The 16,293-nt window shown below is 75.6% G+C and carries 15 protein-coding genes; 4 read left to right on the top strand and 11 right to left on the bottom strand.

Annotation, left to right across the window (positions count from 1 at the left end; all coding sequences use genetic code 11):
- Positions 1 to 125: 125 nt before the first annotated feature.
- Positions 126 to 524, bottom strand: a complete 399-nt coding sequence (locus LPA27_RS00825) for a VOC family protein (RefSeq protein WP_228941154.1) — start codon at positions 522 to 524, stop codon at positions 126 to 128.
- The gene (locus LPA27_RS00830) at positions 521 to 1,354 is read right to left on the bottom strand and encodes a methyltransferase domain-containing protein (RefSeq protein ID WP_228941155.1); all 834 of its coding nucleotides are present in this window, start codon (positions 1,352 to 1,354) and stop codon (positions 521 to 523) included. Before LPA27_RS00830 ends, LPA27_RS00825 begins: the two co-directional genes overlap by 4 nt.
- 76 nt (positions 1,355 to 1,430) lie before the next feature.
- On the opposite strand from LPA27_RS00830, the gene LPA27_RS00835 reads away from it, so the two are divergent.
- On the top strand, positions 1,431 to 1,916 hold the full coding sequence (locus LPA27_RS00835; protein ID WP_056865738.1) for a MarR family winged helix-turn-helix transcriptional regulator: 486 nt from the start codon (positions 1,431 to 1,433) through the stop codon (positions 1,914 to 1,916).
- 32 nt (positions 1,917 to 1,948) lie between these two features.
- Here the strand turns inward: LPA27_RS00835 and LPA27_RS00840 are convergent, their stop codons facing one another.
- From LPA27_RS00840 to rsmI, 8 genes are all read right to left on the bottom strand, one after another.
- Positions 1,949 to 2,863: a patatin-like phospholipase family protein gene (locus LPA27_RS00840; protein WP_228941156.1), complete on the bottom strand. Its 915-nt coding sequence runs from the start codon at positions 2,861 to 2,863 to the stop codon at positions 1,949 to 1,951.
- Between the two features lie 126 nt (positions 2,864 to 2,989).
- Entirely contained in the window at positions 2,990 to 4,819 is a 1,830-nt protein-coding gene (locus LPA27_RS00845; protein WP_056865736.1) for an ABC-F family ATP-binding cassette domain-containing protein, read from the bottom strand.
- Position 4,820: 1 nt separating this feature from the next.
- Positions 4,821 to 5,729 (bottom strand): 4-(cytidine 5'-diphospho)-2-C-methyl-D-erythritol kinase, encoded by a 909-nt coding sequence (locus LPA27_RS00850; RefSeq protein WP_056904896.1) that lies wholly within the window; start codon positions 5,727 to 5,729, stop codon positions 4,821 to 4,823.
- Entirely contained in the window at positions 5,726 to 6,655 is a 930-nt protein-coding gene (rsmA, locus tag LPA27_RS00855; RefSeq protein WP_056865734.1) for a 16S rRNA (adenine(1518)-N(6)/adenine(1519)-N(6))-dimethyltransferase RsmA, read from the bottom strand. The genes LPA27_RS00850 and rsmA overlap by 4 nt, the downstream gene beginning before the upstream one ends.
- A gap of 23 nt (positions 6,656 to 6,678) precedes the next feature.
- On the bottom strand, positions 6,679 to 7,866 hold the full coding sequence (locus tag LPA27_RS19330) for a ubiquitin-like domain-containing protein (RefSeq protein ID WP_324251229.1): 1,188 nt from the start codon (positions 7,864 to 7,866) through the stop codon (positions 6,679 to 6,681).
- A 329-nt stretch (positions 7,867 to 8,195) separates the two neighbouring features.
- Positions 8,196 to 9,119, bottom strand: coding sequence for a TatD family hydrolase (locus tag LPA27_RS00870; RefSeq protein WP_228941157.1), 924 nt, complete (start codon positions 9,117 to 9,119; stop codon positions 8,196 to 8,198).
- Positions 9,116 to 9,997 carry an alpha/beta fold hydrolase gene (locus tag LPA27_RS00875; protein ID WP_228941158.1) on the bottom strand — a complete coding sequence of 294 codons (882 nt, stop codon included), beginning with the start codon at positions 9,995 to 9,997 and terminating at the stop codon, positions 9,116 to 9,118. The genes LPA27_RS00870 and LPA27_RS00875 overlap by 4 nt, the downstream gene beginning before the upstream one ends.
- Complete coding sequence (gene rsmI / locus LPA27_RS00880; RefSeq protein WP_228941159.1) at positions 9,994 to 10,938, bottom strand: 16S rRNA (cytidine(1402)-2'-O)-methyltransferase; 945 nt, start codon at positions 10,936 to 10,938, stop codon at positions 9,994 to 9,996. The genes LPA27_RS00875 and rsmI overlap by 4 nt, the downstream gene beginning before the upstream one ends.
- A gap of 94 nt (positions 10,939 to 11,032) precedes the next feature.
- On the opposite strand from rsmI, the gene LPA27_RS00885 reads away from it, so the two are divergent.
- The 3 genes from LPA27_RS00885 to LPA27_RS00895 all read left to right on the top strand — a co-directional run bounded on the left by LPA27_RS00885 (position 11,033) and on the right by LPA27_RS00895 (position 15,533).
- Positions 11,033 to 12,751, top strand: a complete 1,719-nt coding sequence (locus LPA27_RS00885) for a dolichyl-phosphate-mannose--protein mannosyltransferase (protein WP_228941160.1) — start codon at positions 11,033 to 11,035, stop codon at positions 12,749 to 12,751.
- A gap of 44 nt (positions 12,752 to 12,795) precedes the next feature.
- Positions 12,796 to 13,221: a pyridoxamine 5'-phosphate oxidase family protein gene (locus tag LPA27_RS00890; protein ID WP_193663781.1), complete on the top strand. Its 426-nt coding sequence runs from the start codon at positions 12,796 to 12,798 to the stop codon at positions 13,219 to 13,221.
- A 71-nt stretch (positions 13,222 to 13,292) separates the two neighbouring features.
- Positions 13,293 to 15,533 carry an acyltransferase family protein gene (locus tag LPA27_RS00895; RefSeq protein WP_228941161.1) on the top strand — a complete coding sequence of 747 codons (2,241 nt, stop codon included), beginning with the start codon at positions 13,293 to 13,295 and terminating at the stop codon, positions 15,531 to 15,533.
- Here the strand turns inward: LPA27_RS00895 and LPA27_RS00900 are convergent.
- Entirely contained in the window at positions 15,445 to 16,263 is an 819-nt protein-coding gene (locus tag LPA27_RS00900; RefSeq protein ID WP_228941162.1) for an alpha/beta hydrolase family protein, read from the bottom strand. The two genes, LPA27_RS00895 and LPA27_RS00900, sit on opposite strands and share 89 nt — an antisense overlap.
- Between the last annotated feature and the right edge of the window lie 30 nt (positions 16,264 to 16,293).

Raw genomic sequence — 16,293 nt, forward strand, 5'->3', positions numbered from 1 at the left:
GCGCCGGCGGCGCCGCACGTGGACGGCCCCTCGGGACGGGCTCCCCCCGCCTGGCCCGAGGGGTCGCCCTCGGGCGGCGCTGCCGCCCGGCCCCGGACCCTGGTCCGACCCCCCGGCCCGATCCCTCAGTCCGGCCCCGGGGCGAGCAGCTCGACGCGGTTGCCCGCGGCGTCCCTGACGTGCAGGCGCAGGTGGCCGGGGAAGGTGCCGCGCTCGCTGCGGTCGACCTCCAGGCCCAGCGCGGCGACACGGTCGGCGGCGGCCTCGAGGGCCGCCTCGTCGTCGAGCAGCAGCGCCGGGTGGGCGCGGCGGGCGGGCACCATGTCGGCCTCGGCGCCCACGTGCACCTCAGCGACGACCCGGCCCTGCTCGTCGTAGGAGCGGAACCACGCCCCGCCCCGCGCGCGCAGCGCCGGCGGCTTCTCGACCTCGACCAGACCCAGCGCCCCGACCCAGAGGCGGCGCGCGTCGTCCTCGCCCCCGGGCGGGCACGACACCTGCACGTGGTGGAGCCGGGCGCTCACCGCCGGGCCTCCGGCACCCGCGCGACGGCGAAGACCCGGCGGAAGGGCAGCAGCACCGACCCGTCGGCGCGACGGGGGTAGGCGCGGGCCAGGCGGCGACGCAGCTCGGCCTCGAAGTCGGGCCGCAGCGCGTCGGACAGGGCCTGGAGGGTCGGTCGCGCGCCCGTGCCGGAGACCCAGGTGAACACGGGGTCCTCGCCGGTGAGCACGTGCACGTAGGTGGTCTCCCACGCGTCGACGTCGACGCAGCCGGCCGCGACCAGCGCGTCGAGGTAGGCGACGGCGTCGTGGCTGGCGGGCGAGGAGACCCCCGCGGTGTGGGCGGCGTACGGCGCCTCCGCGGCGAGCTCGCGGCGCAGCTCGTGGCTGGGCTCGCCGGTGTTGCCCGGCACCTGCATGGCGAACCAGCCGCCCGGGCGCACGCGCGCGACCAGGCGCGGCAGCAGCTCGAGGTGGCCCGGCAGCCACTGGAGCGTGGCGTTGGTCAGCAGCACGTCGACCTGCTCCTCGGCGCGGTCGGCCCAGTCGCGCAGGTCGCCGACCTCGTAGTCGACCGGCCCGCCCCGCTCGCGGGCCGCGGCGACCATCTCGGCGCTGCTGTCGAGGCCGCGCACGGTGGCGTCGGGCCAGCGCCGGGCGAGCAGCTCGGTGAGGTTGCCCGGGCCGCAGCCCAGGTCGAGCACGTCGGCGGGGGCGAGGTCGGGGGTGGTGGCGCCGACGCGGGCGAGCAGCTCCACGAAGGGACGACCGCGCTGGTCGGCGTAGGTGAGGTAGCGCTCGGGGTCCCAGGTCAGGTCGTGCACGTCGTCCTCGATCCGTCGGGTGTTCACGCGTGAGAAGTGTCTTGACGTCAAGACACTAACACCTCTTGACGTCAAGATTCTCGATCTGGCCTAGGCTTGCCCCATGCGGGACGAGGTCGACGAGCTGATCGAGGCGTGGGCGCGCGAGCGCTCCGACCTCGACCTCGCCCCGGTGGCCGTCTTCAGCCGGATCTCCCGCCTCGCCCGCCACCTCGACCTGGCCCGCCGCGAGGCCTTCACCGCCGCCGACGTGGAGTCGTGGGAGTTCGACGTCCTGGCCGCGCTGCGTCGCGCCGGCGCCCCCTACGAGCTCTCCCCCGGACGGCTGCTGCGCGAGACCCTCGTGACCAGCGGCACCATGACGAATCGGGTCGACCGGCTCGCCGCCCGCGGCTTCGTGGAGCGCTCCCCCGACCCCGACGACCGGCGTGGGGTCATCGTGCGGCTCACCCCGCAGGGCAAGACGGCGGTCGACGAGGCCTTCGGCGCCCTCATCGCCGCCGAGCACGCGCTGCTGGTCGACCTCCCGGTGCGCGAGCGCGAGCAGCTGGCCCGCCTGCTGCGCACCCTGCTCGTGCCCTTCTCCTGACCCGCGCCCGTCCCCGCGCGGACCGGCCCGCGTCAGGCGGCGACCGACGGCTCGGGCCGCTGTGGCGCGACCGGGGCCGCGGGCCCGGTCACCGGGGCCTCGACGGGGACAGCGACGGGCTCGACCTGGTCGGCCGGCCCGGCCAGGGCGGCGGCGACCGAGGCCCGGCCCAGCGTGATGTGCTCCTCGGTGCGGCGGAAGTCGTGCATCCTCACGCCCAGGTCGGGGGCGGTCAGGTGGTGCACCTCGATGTCGCCGAGGTCGACCGCGGGGCGCACCCGCAACGACTCCGCGAGGCCGGCCAGCAGGGCGTCGAGCGGAGAGCGCACCCGCTCGATGCGGGTCGGCACCGTGGCGTCGAGCACCCAGACCCGGGTGGGCGCCAGCGCGCGGGCGCCGGCGACGGGCACGAGGTCGGCGAGGCCGCCGTCGACGTGCGGCACCTGCCAGCCCGAGGTCGGGTCGGCGAGGCGCACCGGGTCGAAGACGCCGGGCAGCGCGGTCGAGGCGAGCAGCACGTCGAGGAGGTCGCCGCGGTCGTGGTAGACCGCCACCCCGCTGTCGAGGCGCGTGGTGACCACGCGCACCGGCACCGGCAGGTCCTCCAGCCTCACGTACGGCGCCCAGCGCCGCACCAGCCGCGCGACCCCGTCGGCGGCGCAGAGCGGGGCCGGGTGTCGCGCGAGGTGTCCCCGACGGGTCCCGTGGCCGACCGCGAAGACCTCACGCGTGTCGATGCCGCGCCAGCGTCGCGCGAGCTGCTCGCCCGCGTCGGGTCCGTCGTGGCTGCCCAGGAAGGTCGCGTTGAGGGCGCCCACCGAGGTGCCGACGTAGGCGGCGGGGCGCACGCCCGACTCGAGCAGCGCCTGCACCATGCCGACCTGCACGGCGCCCCGCGAGGCACCACCGGAGAGCACGAGCACGTCGCGGTGACGGGTGGTCGTCATCGGGCCTCCTCGCGGTCGGGGGTACACCGTCCTCATCGGCGTACCCCCATGAGACCTGAGTGACGCACCTCACGCCAGGAAAATCGGGCCCCGGTCACCCTCCCGGGGGAGAGGGCCCGCGGGTGGCTACTCCAGCACCTCGGCGGCCTCGAGCCACTCCAGCTCGAGCTCGTCACGCTCGTCGGCCAGCACGGCGAGCTCGGCGCCCAGGTCGGCCAGGCGGGCGTAGTCCTGGGCGTGCTCGACCACCTGGGCGTTGAGGGCGGCCTCCTGCTCGGCGATGCGGGCCAGGCGCTTCTCGATCCGGGCCACCGCCTTGCGCGCTGCGCGCTCCTCGGCCGAGCCGGCCTTGGCGCGCGCCGACGACGCCGCCGGGGCGGTGCCCGCCGGGGTGGCGGCGACCGCTGCTGCGGCGGCGGCCGTCGCCGCGGCCTCGCTCGTGGTGGGGGTCGTGGAGACCGCGAGGGCCGCGGTGCGCCGCTCGAGGTACTCGTCGACGCCGCGCGGCAGCATCGCGATCTGACCGTCGCCGAGCAGGGCCCACACCGAGTCGGTGACCCGCTCGAGGAAGTAGCGGTCGTGGGAGACCACGACGAGGGTGCCGGGCCAGCCGTCGAGGAAGTCCTCGAGCACGTTGAGGGTGTCGATGTCGAGGTCGTTGGTGGGCTCGTCGAGCAGCAGCACGTTGGGCTCGGTCAGCAGCAGCCGCAGCAGCTGGAAGCGACGGCGCTCCCCACCGGAGAGGTCGCCGATGCGGGTGGTGAGCTTGTCACCGGTGAAGCCGAAGCGCTCGAGCAGCGAGGTCGCGGTCAGCTCCACCCCGTCGAGGGTCTTGCTGACGCGCCGGATCGACTCCAGCGTGGGCAGCACGCGACCGTCGGGGTCGAGGTCGTCGAGCTGCTGGGTGAGGTGCTGCAGCGCGACCGTGCGGCCGTGCTTGACCTTGCCCGAGGCCGGGGCCAGAGCGCCGGAGAGCAGCGAGAGCACGGAGGTCTTGCCGGCGCCGTTGACGCCGACGATGCCGACGCGGTCCCCCGGGCCCAGGCGCCAGGTGGCGTGGTGGAGCAGACGTCGCTCTCCGCGCACGAGGTCGACGTCCTCGAGGTCGACGACGTCCTTGCCCAGGCGCTGGGTCGCGAAGCGCTGCAGCTCGAGCCGGTCGCGCGGCGGCGGCACGTCCTCGATGAGGGCGTTGGCGGCGTCGATGCGGAACTTCGGCTTCGAGGTGCGCGCCGGCGGGCCGCGGCGCAGCCAGGCCAGCTCCTTGCGGGCCAGGTTGGAGCGGCGGGTCTCGGCGGCGGCCGCCTGGCGGGAGCGCTCGGCCTTGGCCAGCACGAAGGAGGCGTAGCCGCCCTCGTAGGCGTCGACCTGGCCGTCGTGGACCTCCCAGGTCCACTGGCACACCTCGTCGAGGAACCAGCGGTCGTGGGTCACCACGACCATCGCCGAGCTGCGCTGCACCAGGTGGGCGGCCAGCCAGGCCACGGCCTCGACGTCGAGGTGGTTGGTGGGCTCGTCCAGCACGACCAGGTCGTGCTCGCCCAGCAGCAGGGCGGCCAGCGAGCAGCGGCGGCGCTCGCCACCGGACAGGCCCGCGACCGAGCGGTCGAGGGTGACGCCCGCCAGCAGCACCTCGACCACCTCGCGGGTGCGGGAGTCGGCGGCCCACTCGTGGTCGGAGCGCCCGCCCAGCACGGCCTCGCGCACGGTGTGGGTGTCGAGCAGCTCGTCGCCCTGGTGGAGGTAGCCCACCAGCAGCCCGCGCTGGCGCGAGACGCGACCGGTGTCGGGCTCCTCGAGGCCGGTCATGACCTCGAGCAGCGTGGTCTTGCCGTCGCCGTTGCGGCCCACGATGCCGATGCGCTCGCCGGCGCCGATGCCGAGCGAGACGTCGGTGAGCAGGGGCCGCACGCCGTAGGACTTCGAGACGCGCTCGAGGTTGAGGAGGTTGGGCATGTCAGGCGTATTCGACCACGTGGGCGCCGGCGACCGGACCGGGGGCCGCCAGCACGGACTCGTGACCCAGCGCGGTGAGGCCGGCGGTGACCTCCTGGGCGTGGGGCATCCCGTCGCACAGCATGAGCACCGTGGGCCCGGAGCCGGAGAGCAGCGAGGCCAGCGCACCGACCGAGGCGCCTGCCTCGAAGACCGCGGCCAGGTCGGGTCGCAGGTCGAGCGCGGGCGCCTGCAGGTCGTTGGCGAGGGTCTGGGCCAGGCGGCCGGGGTCGCCCTGGCCGAGCGCGACCCGCAGCGCGCCGGGCACCTCGGGCGCCGGCAGGCGCAGACCGTCGAGCCGCTCGTCGAAGCGCCGGTAGACGTCGGGGGTGGAGAGACCGCGGTCGCTGAGCACCGCCACCCACCACCACGCACCGGCGTCGTCGACCGCGCTGACCTGCTCCCCGTGGCCCTCGCCGAGGGCCGTGCCGCCCAGGAGGGCGAAGGGCACGTCGCTGCCCAGCCGGCCGGCCACCTCCAGCAGGTCGTCGTCGGGGGTCTGCAGGTCCCAGAGCCGGTCGAGGGCCACCAGGGTGGCCGCAGCGTCGGCCGAGCCGCCGGCCATGCCCCCCGCCACCGGGATGCCCTTGTGGATCTCGATGCGCGCGGCCCGCTCGAGGCCGTGGTGGGCCAGCAGGGCGCGCCCGGCGCGCACCGCGAGGTTGTCGTCGTCGGCGGGCACGTCGAGCACGCGGACGTGGCGGTCGCCCCGCACCTCCACGGCCCACGAGGGAGCGTCGTGCACGGTGACGTCGTCGTAGAGGCCGATGGCCTGGTAGACCGTGGCGAGCGGGTGGAATCCGTCGGCGCCGAGCGAGCCGACGCCGAGGTGGAGGTTGATCTTCGCGGGGGCCCGCACCGTGACGCTCACGCCGGCGCCTCCCCCGGGCCCGAGCCGACGGAGCCGTCAGGGCCGGGCCCGGCGACGGCCCCGAGCGCCTCGGCGATCCGCACGAAGTCGGTGACGCGCAACGACTCACCGCGAGCCATCGGGTCGACCCCCGCGGCCTCGAGCGCGGCGGTCGCGGCCCCCGCCGAGCCGGCGAGGCCCCTCAGGACCCCGCGCAGGGCCTTGCGGCGCTGGGCGAAGGCGGCGTCGACCACGGCGAAGACCTCGGCGCGGGTCGCGGTGGTGGCGGGCGGCTCGCGGCGGGTCCAGGCGACCAGCCCGGAGTCGACGTTGGGCGCGGGCCAGAACACGTTGCGGCCCACGGAGCCGGCGCGGCGCACGTCGGCGTACCACGCCGCCTTGACCGAGGGCACGCCGTAGACCTTCGAGCCGGGCTCGGCGGCGAGCCGGTCGGCGACCTCGGCCTGCACCATGACCAGGCCGCGCTCCAGGCTGGGCAGCAGCCCGAGCAGGTGCAGCAGCACCGGCACCGAGACGTTGTAGGGCAGGTTGGCCACCAGGGCGGTCGGCGGCGGCCCGGGGATCTCCGCGACGCGCATGGCGTCGGCCAGCACGACCTCGAAGCGGTCGGCCTGGGCGGGCGCGAACTCCTGGATCGTGGCGGGCAGGCGACCGGCCAGCAGGGGGTCGACCTCCACGGCCACGACCCGGCCCGCGGTCTCCAGCAGGGCCAGCGTGAGCGAGCCGAGGCCGGGGCCGACCTCGAGCACCGTGTCGGCGGCGGTGACCTCGGCCGCGCGCACGATGCGACGCACGGTGTTGGCGTCGATGACGAAGTTCTGGCCGCGCTGCTTGGTGGGGCGCAGGTCGAGCTCGGCCGCCAGCAGACGCACCTCCGCCGGCCCGAGCAGTCGTGGGACCGCGGGACCGGCGGAGGGGTGGGACATGCGCTTCAGCGTAGTGCCAGCACTCAGGTCGGCAGGCCGAGGGACGCCGCGCAGCCCGGCCAGGCGCCGTAGCCGCCGGAGGCGTCGCGCACCTTGGTGGCGATGGCGATCTGGGTCTCGCGCGAGGCGCTGCTCGGCAGACCGGTGCCGCCGTAGGCCTGCCAGGTGCCGAGGCTGAACTGGAGGCCGCCGTAGTAGCCGTTGCCGGTGTTGATGGCCCAGTTGCCGCCCGACTCGCACTGGGCGAGGCTGTCCCACACGGTGCCGCCGTCGCTGTAGACGGGGGCTGCGGGCTCGGGCTCCGGGGCGGGGCGCTCCTTGGTGCCGACCGCGACGACGCGGTCGACCGGCGCCGAGGTGAGGGTGCTGCGCACGAGCTTGCGGGCCACGACCTCGCCGTTGCGGATGGTCACGGCGTAGGTGGCGTTGCGGCTGCCGGCGCGGCCCTCGCGCACCACCGAGGTCTGGTCGTCGTAGAGCGAGGAGTCGGAGCGCTCGACGGTGCCGAAGGGCAGGCTCTCGCCCTTGACCGTGCGCTCGACGCGTCGGATGTCGGTGAAGACCAGCGTGTCGCCGTCCTCGAGCGCGGTGTCGAGGGAGGGACGGACCTTGTCGCTCCGGTCGACCTCGACGCCGAGCTCGTCGAGGGCGTCCTCGACGGTCAGCGCGGTGATCTCGCGCTCCACCGGCTTCTTGCCGGCCAGCGCCAGCGTGAGCCGCTTGGGCGTGACCACCTGGAGCGAGGCGCCGCTGCGGTCGATGAAGCCGCCACGGCTCAGCGACAGGTCGGCGTCGGTGAACCCGCGGCCGATCTGGTCGAGGGCCCCGGCGACGTCGGTGGCGGTGACCCAGTAGGTCTCCTCCTCGCCGTCGACGCTCACCTCGAGCGGGCGGCCGAAGCGCACGCTGATCGCACTGCCGTCCTCGACGGACTCACCGAGGTCGGGGGCGACCTCGTCGTGCTGGCCCACCTCGATGCCCTCGGCCTCGAGGACCTCGCCGACGGTGCCGGCGCGCGAGGTGATCTCGCGCTCCTGGCCGTCGAGCGAGACCGTCACCGACTTGCCGAGGGAGGCGTAGCCGAGGGTCGTGCCGGCCACGGCCAGCACCACCACGGCGGTGAGTCCGACGACCAGGGCGCGGCTGCGCCCTGCTGCGGCGATGAGGGCGCCCACACGGTGGGCGAGGCTGCTCGTCTGCTGGGAAGGCACACTGCTCCGAACGTCGTGCTCTCCGGTTCTCGGGAGGCCCGGCCTGCTCCCGCGCGCCGCTCCCGCGCGGCGGCGGGAGGGGTGCGGGGGCGCTGCCCGCGCTCGCTGTGCGAGCGTCGGCGGCCCGGCCGGATCGGTCCCGATCCCGGCGGTCTGTGCTCCAGAGGACCAGCCGGTGCGGGGCTCACGCAAACCCGTCGGGCGGATCTTGCGGAAAACGTGAGCAGGCTCTCCCCGGGCCGGGGCCCGGGTAGGGACGGGTCTCAGCCCGCCTCACCAGGCAGAACGCCGTGACCCGCCCGGTCGGGCGGGGCGGAAGGTAAAAACACTCACCAGGAGCCCCCGAAGGCGGCCTCGGTGGCCGCGTCGAGCGCCGCGCAGAGCTGCTCGAGGTCGTCACCGCGCACCTCCGCCATCGTCCGCACGGTCAGCGGCACGAGGTAGGAGGCGTTGGGTCGACCACGCCACGGCGTCGGGGTGAGGAAGGGCGCGTCGGTCTCCACCAGGAGCCGGTCGCGCGGCACCACGGCGAGCGCCTCGCGCAGGGCGTCGGCGTTCTTGAACGTCACGGTGCCGGCGAAGCTCAGGTGGGCGCCACGGTCGAGGCAGGCCCGGGCGAAGCCGGCGTCGCCGGAGAAGCAGTGCATCACCCAGCGCTCCGGCGCCCCCTCGGAGTCGAGCACGTCGAGGACGGCCTGGTGGGCGTCGCGGTCGTGGATGACGAGGGTCTTGTCGAGCCGCTTGGCCAGGTCGACGTGACGGCGGAAGGACTCCTCCTGGGCCGCCCGGCCGTCCTCGCCGGTGCGGAAGAAGTCGAGGCCCGTCTCCCCCACCGCGCGGACCTTGTCGTGGGCCCGCGCCAGCTCCTCGATCTCGGCGAGGGCCTCCTCCAGGCGCCCCTCCGCGGCCAGGCGCGGGGCCTCGTTGGGGTGCAGCGCGACGCCGGCGACGAGCGCGTCGTGCGCGGCGGCGGCCTCCACCGCCCAGCGGGCACCGGGCAGGTCGCAGCCGATCTGCACGATGCGCGTCACGCCCACGTCCGCGGCCGCGGCCAGGGCGTCGGCGGTGGAGAGCCAGTCGTCGCCCTCGCCCGCGTCGGCGATGTCGAGGTGGCAGTGGTTGTCGACCACCGGGTGCGGCAGCGGGTCGGGAGCCGGCGGCCGCTCGCGGTTGCGCCGGCTGCCCCGCTCGTCGACCGCGGCCCGGGCACGGGTGGGGCCCGCCGGCCCCGCCGCGGGGTCGGGCCCGGTCACGAGGCCTCGGCGCGCGCCAGGATCGCGGCCGCGGCGGGCTCCGGGGCCTGCGTCGGGATCCAGTGGGTGACCCCCGGCATCACGACCAGGCGGTAGGGCGCGTCGACGTGGCGACCGCAGCGCTCGACCGCGCCGCGGTCGATGAAGGAGTCGCCGTCGCTCCACACCATCGTGGTCGGCACGGTGACCTGCTGCCGGGCGGCGTCGCGGTCGGTCCAGGGCAGCGCGCGGTACCACGCCAGGCCCCCGGGCAGGGCGCCGTCGTCGAGGATCTCGCGGCGGAAGCGGGCCACCTCGTCGGCGCTCATCCCCCCGCGGCGCAGCAGCCGCTCGAACGTGCCGCGTCCCGCCAGCCACTCCGCACCGCCCGGGAGCTGGAAGGCCCCGACGTACCAGCTGCGCAAGCCCTGGCGCGAGGAGACGAGCGAGGAGACGAAGGCAGCGGGGTGGGGCACGGAGAAGGCGGTGAGCGAGCGCACCAGGTCGGGGCGGGTCGTGGCGACGTGCCAGGCCACGATGGCGCCCCAGTCGTGGCCGACGACGTGGACCTTGCTCTCCTGGCCGCGCACGCCGCCGGGCCCGGGCTCGCCCACCAGCAGGTCGAGCAGGGCGGCGACGTCGGCGGAGAGCTCGGCGACGCGGTAGGCGCGGCGGCCGCGGGGACGGGCGCGCGGGGAGTAGCCGCGCTGGTCGAGGGCGAAGGTGCGCAGGCCCTGCGCGTGCAGCAGCGGAGCCACCGAGCGCCAGCAGGTGGCGCGCTCGGGGAAGCCGTGCAGCAGCACGACGGGGTCGCCGTCGAGGGGGCCCTCGTCGAGGACGTCGAGCACCAGCCCGTCGCGGTGGACCTCGGTGACGCGGTCGGGGTGGCGGGTGCTCACCGGACCCCACCCCCGGCGGGTCCGTGCTCCCCGGTCTGCTCCCCGGTCTGCTGGGGGACCTGCTTGTGGACGAGGTCGTAGACCTCGCGCTTGGGCACTCCGGCCATGCGGGCCACCTCCACGATCGCCTCCTTGCGGCGGGTGCCGCCGGCCTCGAGGTCCGCCACGGCGGCCCGCAGGCTGGCGGGGTCGTTGTCGACGGCCATGGTGACAGCCGCCCCCGACACCACGATCGTCACCTCGCCCCGCACGCCCTCGGCGGCCCAGGTCACCAGCTCGCCGAGCGGCCCGCGCCGGACCTCCTCGTGGGTCTTCGTCAGCTCGCGACACACCGCGCCGGCGCGGTCCTCGCCCCAGGCCTGCGCCATCGCGGCGAGCGCGGCCTCGGTGCGGTGGGGGGCCTCGAAGAACACCATCGTGCGCTCCTCGGCGGCCAGCGAGGCCAGGCGACGGGCCCGCTCGCCGGCCTTGCGCGGCAGGAAGCCCTCGAAGCAGAACCGGTCGACCGGCAGCCCGCTCACCGCGAGCGCGGTGAGCACGGCGCTCGGTCCCGGCACGGCGGTCACGAGGACCCCGGCCTCCACGGCGGCCGCCACGAGGCGGTAGCCCGGGTCGGAGACGCTCGGCATGCCCGCGTCGGTCACCAGCAGCACGCGGTCGCCAGCCAGCAGGCTCTCGAGCAGCGCGGGGGTGCGGGCGCTCTCGTTGCCCTCGAAGTACGACACGACGCGCCCGGTCACCGTCACCCCGAGGTCGGTGGTGAGGCGCCGCAGCCGGCGGGTGTCCTCCGCGGCGACGACGTCGGCGTCCCCCAGCTCCTGCGACAGCCGGGGCGGGGCGTCGGCGACGCGACCGATCGGGGTCGCGGCCAGCACGAGCACTCCCGGCTCCCCCGGCTCCCGGGGCGGCCCGGTGCGGGCGGGGTCGGGGGCGGCAGGCATGGGCCGATCATGCCCGATCCCGCACCGCGTCGCGGTCGCCCCTCGGCCCCGAAGCCCCGCGGCGCCGGGGTGGCGCCCCGTAGAGTCCACCCCCGTGACGACCACGCAGGCGCCGCACCCGGGAGCGGCACGCGGGCTCTCCGGGACCGCGGCGGGCGAGACCCTCCCGACCGCGTTGCAGCGGGCCAGGGGCCGGCTGGGCGTCGAGGACCCCTTCATCGGCTGGTCGGCCGCGCTGGGCCTCGCCCTGCTCGCGCTCGTGCTGCGGCTGTGGCGCCTGGGCGAGCCGAAGGTCTTCGAGTTCGACGAGACCTACTACGCCAAGGACGCGTGGTCGCTGGTCAACCACGGCTACGTCCGCGAGTACGTCGACGGTGCCGACGAGAAGATCCTCGCCGGCACGACCACGGGGGTGTGGAAGGGCGAGCCGTCGATGATCGTGCACCCCGAGGTCGGCAAGTGGCTGATCGGGCTGGGCGAGAAGGTCTTCGGCATGGAGCCCTTCGGCTGGCGGGTCGCCTCGGCCGTCGTGGGCGCCCTCATGGTGCTCGTGATGTGCCGGCTGGCGCGACGGGTCACCGGGTCGACCGTGCTCGGCCTGGTCGCGGGGCTGCTGCTCATGCTCGACGGGCTGCAGTTCGTGCTGTCGCGCCTGGCGCTGCTCGACATCTTCCTGGCCTTCTTCACCCTCTGCGCGGTGGCGTGCCTGGTCAACGACCGCGACTGGCACCGCGCCCGCATGGCCCGCCTGCAGCCCGTGCCGCTCACCGGAGGGTGGGGACCCGTGCGCGGGCTGCTGCTGCGCCCGTGGCTGCTGCTGGGCGGGATCTGCTTCGGCCTGGCGATCGGCACCAAGTGGACCGCGCTCTACCCCCTCGCCGCGCTCGGCGTCCTGGTGTGGCTGTGGAGCAGCGGGGCGCGGCGCTCCTTCGGCGTGCGCGCGGCCGTGCTCCGCTCGGCGGTGGTCGACGGCCTGCCGGCCTTCGTGCAGCTGGTCGGCGTCGCCGCGGTGGTCTACGTCGGCACGTGGGGCGGGTGGCTGGTGCACGCCGGGCAGTACGAGGAGGCGCTCTCCTCCACGCAGTACACGCAGTTCACCGGGCAGGGCCACTGCGACGGCGACTCCTTCGTCTCCGACGACCCCGACCCCGACGCGCGCTGGCCCACCGCCACCGAGCCCGACGCCTCCGGCCCGGCCGAGGTCGTGCAGTCGCTGCGCTCGCTCTGGTACTACCACCAGGACGTCTACACCTTCCACACCAACTTCCTCGACTGCTCCACCCACAGCTACGCCTCGAAGCCCGCGGGGTGGCTGCTGCTCAACCGCTCGGTCGGCGTGGCCGCCGACACCGGCATCCAGCCCGGCACCCGCGGCTGCACCGCCCCGGAGGGCAGCGACTGCCTGCGTCAGGTGCTCCTGCTGGGCACCCCGACGATCTGGTGGGCCGGCATCCTGGCACTGGTGTTCTCGGCCGCGATGTGGCTCGGGGCCCGCGACTGGCGCCACGGCCTCGCCGTGGTCGGCGTGGCCTCGACCTGGCTGCCGTGGCTGGCCTACGACGACCGGCCGATCTTCTCCTTCTACGCCATCGTCACCCTGCCCTTCATCGTCCTGTCGTTGACGCTGGCCATCGGGGCGCTGGTCGGCCGGAGGCGCGGCCCCTCCACCCGCCGCACCGTCGGCGTCGTCGTCGCCGGGGCCTTCCTCGTGCTGACCCTGGTCAACTTCGCGTGGTTCTGGCCGATCTGGACCAACGGGCTGCTCACCAACGGCGAGTGGCTGGACCGGATGTGGTTCGCGCGCTGGATCTGAGGTCGGGCCGGCCACGGTGACCGGCGACGCCTAGGCTGCCCGTCATGAGCGCCTTCACCCCCGGCTGGGACAGCCTGCCCGAGCCGCTGCTGGCCTTCTGGACCGAGCGCCACCTGTGCACGCTGACCACCCTGCGGCCCGACGGGCGCCCGCACGTCGTGCCGGTGGGGGTCGCGCTCGACCCGGAGCGCGCCTGCGCGTGGGTGATCACCTCGGCGACCAGCCGCAAGGCGCTCAACCTCGCCGACCCGGCGGGCTCCCGGCTGGTGGCCGCCTGCCAGGTCGACGGCGCGCGGTGGTCGACCGTGGAGGGCACCGCCGAGGTGGTCGACGACCGGGAGCAGGTCGCCCGGGCCGAGGAGCGGTACGCCGCGCGCTACCGCCAGCCGCGGGAGAACCCCGCCCGCGTGGCCCTGCGGATCGAGGTCGCCCGCTTCGTCTTCGGCCCCGGACTGCTGCGCGCCGCCTGACCCGGGCGCCGCCGCGCCGAGGGTCCCCCACCCGGCTCGCCGAGCGCGCGCGGTGGTTAGCGTGGTGGCCAGTGAGCCCGTCCCCCGCGCGCGCAACGCACCTGCGCACCGACATCCAGGGACTGCGTGCCGTCGCGGTCGTCACCGTCGTCCTGGGCCACCTCGGCCTCGGCCCCCTCACCGGGGGGTTCGTCGGCGTCGACGTGTTCTTCGTCGTCTCGGGCTTCCTCATCACCCAGCTGATGCTGCGCGAGGTCGCCCGCACGGGCGGCCTCTCGCTCACCGACTTCTACGCCCGCCGCGCCCGACGGATCCTGCCGGCGGCCTCGCTGGTCCTGGTGGCCAGCGCGGTCGCCTCGGCGCTGTGGCTGGGCCCGCTGCGCGCCCCCGAGGCGTTCGTCGACGTCGTGTGGGCCGCGGCCTTCGCGGCCAACGTCCGCTTCGCCGAGCGCGGCACCGACTACTTCGCGCAGGACCTCTCCCCCTCGCCGGTCCAGCACTACTGGTCGCTGGCGGTCGAGGAGCAGTTCTACGTCGTGTGGCCGCTGCTGCTGCTCGCCGTCGTGCTCCTGGCCCGGAGCCGCCACCGGGCCCGGGCCTCCGACCGGGCCGCCGGGCCCGACCAGACCGCCCCGCCCGCCCAGCCGGTGCCGCTGGGAGCGCTGGCCGGTGTGCTGGTGGTCGTGGCCGCCGCCAGCCTGGCCTGGTCGGCGCACCGCACGGGCGAGACCCCGACGGCGGCGTACTTCTCGAGCCTGGCCCGCGCCTGGGAGCTGGCTCTGGGGGCGCTCGGTGCGGTGGCCGTCGCCGCCTGGCCCGCGAGGCGCACCCTGCCCCGCGCGGTCGTCGAGCCGCTGGCGCTGGCCGGGCTGGCCGCCGTCGGCTGGGCCTGCCTGCGGCTGACGCCGGCCACCCCCTTCCCCGGCACCGCCGCGCTGGTGCCCGTGCTCGGCACCCTCGCGGTGCTGCTCGCCGGCGCGACGGCCACGCGCTCCCTGGTCGACCGGGCGCTGTCGCTGCGTGCGCTGCAGCTGCTCGGCGGCTGGTCGTACTCGATCTACCTGTGGCACTGGCCGCTCGTCGTCATCCCCTCCGTGCACGTCGACCGGGCGCTCACGCTCGGCGAGAAGATCGCCCTGGCCGGGCTGACCCTGCTGCTGGCCGCGCTCACCACGCGCCTCGTCGAGGACCCCGTACGCCGCGCCCGCGGCCTCGCGCTGCCGTGGCGCGGGCTGGTGCTCTACCCCACCACGCTGGCCCTCGTCGTGTCCTCGGCGGTGGCCGCCGGCGCCTACGTGCAGCGCACGCAGGGCGAGGTCGGCCGCGGCGCGGCGATCACGCTGCCCGACGACTGGCGGCGCGAGCTCGGCACCGACGACCCGGCCACCGCCCTGGTGCGCGCCTCGGCGCGGGCCAGCCGTGAGGGGCGTGCCGTGCCGCGTCGCCTCAGCCCCCCGCTGACCCGCCTGCTCGACTCCACCGCCGACCTCGCCGGCTGCGACTACCGCGACGACACCAACCGCGAGCTGTGTCCCCGCGGCGACCAGGACGCCGAGCGCACCGTGGTGCTGCTGGGCGACTCCCACGCCCGCCACTGGATCCCGGCGCTCGAGCCGATCGCGGAGCAGGCCGGCTACCGCGCCTACTACCTGGCCAAGCCCCAGTGCGTGCCGTGGCTGGTGACCTCGCTGCGCGGCGGCACCACGGAGCCCTTCACCGCCTGCGACGACTTCAAGCGCTGGGCGCTGGAGCAGGTCGAGCGGCTCCAGCCCGACCTCGTGGTCGTCTCGAGCTCACCGGGCACCAGCAGGGGCGTGCTCGTCGACGGCGAGGTGGTCGACGACCCCGAGGAGACCGCCCGCGCGGTGCGCCGCGGCACGACCGCCCTGCTGGAGCGACTCGACGCCGCGGCGGGGCGGACGGTGCTGCTGGCCGACGTGCCGATCCTGGCCGACGACCCGGGGCCGTGCCTGTCCTCGCGCCCGCGGTCGCTGCGGGCCTGCCTGACCCACGAGCGGCCCGACCACCGCGCCGCGGCCGCCGCACAGGTGCGGGCGGCGGACGCCGTCGGTGTCGCTTCGGTGCGCACGCGGCAGTGGTTCTGCGCGGGCGACGACTGCCCCGCCGTGGTCGGCTCGACGGTGCCCTACCGCGACGGCGGGCACGTCACCACGCAGTACGCCGAGCAGCTGGCCCGCCCGCTGGGGGTGTCGCTGGGCCTGCTCAGGCGCAGGAGTTCGCGAAGCGCACCAGGTCGAAGGCGCTGTAGTGCGACGGGTCGTCGTGGGGGCCCTGCACCGGCCGCACCGTGACCTCGGCGCCGGCCTCGCGCAGCCGCCCCGCCATGACCTCGGTGTTGTCCTCGAAGGGCACGTAGGGGTCGACGGGCGAGGCGACGAAGCGGTAGCGCACGTCGGCGGGGAAGCGCGAGGCGTTGTCCACGGGGTTGCGGACGAAGGGCCACGGCTCGCCGTCGTAGGCGGCGCGGATGAAGCCGTCGGCGCCCGGCACGTTGCCCATCGTGCGCATGTCGACGGCGGCCTTCACGCCGTACCAGCACGGCGGCGACTCGATGCCGTGCACGACGGCGTTGAGCGAGGTGGTGGCGCCCATCGAGGTGCCGATGAAGAGCTTGACCTCCGCGCCGCCCTGCTCCTCGGCCCACGCGATGAGGCGCTCGGTGTCCTCGGTGGAGGCGGGGTTGCCCCAGGCCTCCCGGTGGAAGAGGGACGAGGCGACCACCCAGCCGTCGCGCCGCAGCGCGTCGAGCCACGGACCGTCCATCTTGTCGTTGACGTTGCCGCCCTGGCCGTGGAAGAAGACGGCCACACCCTTGGGCTCGTCGGTGGGCGGCAGGTTGAGGCGCACCGGCTGTCCCGCGAGCACCGAGGTGACCTGCTCACCGGGGTGCTCGCCGCTGGCCCCGGTCGTGGCGAGCACGAGCCCGAGCGCGAGGACCCCGGCGATCACGGCCTGGGCCGCGCGCTTGGGCACCGACGAGCGACGCCGAGGGGCTCCGGGGATCGTCGACGGCGAGGTCATGGCGTCGATTATCAACCGCGGCGGGCTGTT

The sequence above is a fragment of the Nocardioides sp. Leaf374 genome (assembly GCF_916862475.1).
In the GTDB taxonomy this organism is placed as follows: domain Bacteria; phylum Actinomycetota; class Actinomycetes; order Propionibacteriales; family Nocardioidaceae; genus Nocardioides; species Nocardioides kribbensis.